This is a genomic window from Streptomyces chiangmaiensis (assembly GCF_036281785.1).
Lineage (GTDB): Bacteria > Actinomycetota > Actinomycetes > Streptomycetales > Streptomycetaceae > Streptomyces > Streptomyces chiangmaiensis.
Genome location: NZ_JAYWVC010000534.1, coordinates 1 through 1,640, shown reverse-complemented (window position 1 = coordinate 1,640; position 1,640 = coordinate 1). Strand labels below are relative to the sequence as shown.

At 67.6% G+C, this 1,640-nt stretch carries 2 protein-coding genes; one reads left to right on the top strand and one right to left on the bottom strand.

The genetic code is table 11. The features are described from left to right. Window positions 1-15: 15 nt before the first annotated feature. The gene (locus tag VXC91_RS45310; protein ID WP_329513161.1) at window positions 16-540 is read right to left on the bottom strand and encodes a GNAT family N-acetyltransferase; all 525 of its coding nucleotides are present in this window, start codon (window positions 538-540) and stop codon (window positions 16-18) included. Between the two features lie 176 nt (window positions 541-716). On the opposite strand from VXC91_RS45310, the gene VXC91_RS45305 reads away from it, so the two are divergent. Continuing rightward, on the top strand, window positions 717-1,640 hold a 924-nt coding region (locus VXC91_RS45305; RefSeq protein ID WP_456243102.1), incomplete at its 3' end, for a transposase.

Here is a 1,640-nt window from a genome sequence, read left to right as displayed (position 1 = left end):
AATCCGAGGCTGGCCTCACTGGGAGCGTGGGTCAGTATTCGCTGTCGTGTCGGTCCAGACGATCTCGAAGTATCTGACGCGTTCATCTTGTCCGGCCGGCCGCATGCCGGCTGCCATCATGACGTGCTGGGACGCGATGTTGTCGTGGTCGGCGTCGCCTTTCACGCAGGTGACGCCGCGTGCCTGCGCGAACAGCAGCAGTCCGCGGAGGGCTTCGGAGGCGTATCCCTTGCCTCGCGCTGATGGGATGAGGCCGTAGCCGATCGTGACGCTGCCGTTCTCGTCCGCAGGTCCGTGGAAGCCCAGGCCGCCGATCGCCTGACCGTCCTCGCGGCGACGGATCTCATAGTTACCGAACGGTTGGGGGTCACCGGTGTTCGCGCAGGTGCCCAGGAAGCGCCTGGCGGCGGACACGTCCCCATCAGTGGGGTATCCGGGCGCCCATCGGGCACCGCTATCCGACTCGCCCGCCACCACTCGCTCAGCCTCGCTGACGCTCATCGGATGAAGCACGAGCCGCGCTGTCACAAGATCACTCATGGCAGGGAGGAGTATCACGTGGGGCGACCAGACCGCACTTGGATTATCCGACCGGGCAGCGCCCTACCTCCGGTTGATGATCGTAGGCACGGAAGAATCGCGGTATGCGCGGTGGGGATGGGCTGTTCGAGGTCGAGCCGGTGGAAAAGCAGCAGCCGCAGGGCGGTCCGGTGGGGGTGGACAAGCGGTTCAGGGCGTTCTACCCGCACCACGTCCTGCTGCTGCCCCCGTCGCTGGACGACTGCCGGCTGCCCCAGGACCACCTCGCCCGGTTCGTCGCCGACCCGGTCGACGACGTGCTGAACCTGGGGCCGATCCTGGCCGACTACACCGACAAGCGCGGCTACCCGCCCTACGACCCGCGGCTGATGCTGCGCCTGCTGATCTACGGCTACACCATAGGGGTGCGCTCCTCGCGGGCGATCGAGCGCAAGTACGCCGACGACATCGCGTTCCAGTTCCTGGCCGCTGACCAGGCCCCAGGCTTCCGCTCGAACTCGCGGTTCCGCCGCCGTCAACTGGACGCCCTCGGGGACCTGTTCACCCAGTCGCTGCACCTCGCTCAGAAGCTCGGCATGGTCAAGATGGGCCGCGTTGCCCTGGACGGCACCAAGGTCGAAGCGAACGCCTCCAAGCACAAGACGATGAGCTACGGCCGCCTGGTCAACAAGGAGGAGCGGATCGAGGCCGAGATCGCCGCTCTGGAGGCCCAGGCCGCCGCCCTGCTCGCAGACGCCGAGGCCGCCGACACCGCCGAGGACCGGACCTTCGGCATCGACGGCAAGAACACCGATCTGCCTACCGAGTTGGACCGCCGCGAGAAGCGCCTGGCCCGGCTGCAGGCCGCAGGCGCGCAGATCGAGGCCGAATCCGCTGACAAGGCTCGCCGCCACGCCGAGGACAAGGAACGCCGCCGCCAGGAGGGCGCCGGCACCAGCGACGAGCAAGCCGTCACCGACGCCGGGCAGCAGGCTGCCGCGAAGGCCCGTCCCAAGCCCAAAGCGCAGGCCAACTTCACCGACCCCAACTCGCGGATCATGAAGAACAGCGACGGCGCCTACATTCAGGCATACAACGCCCAGGCCGTCGTGGACGAGAAG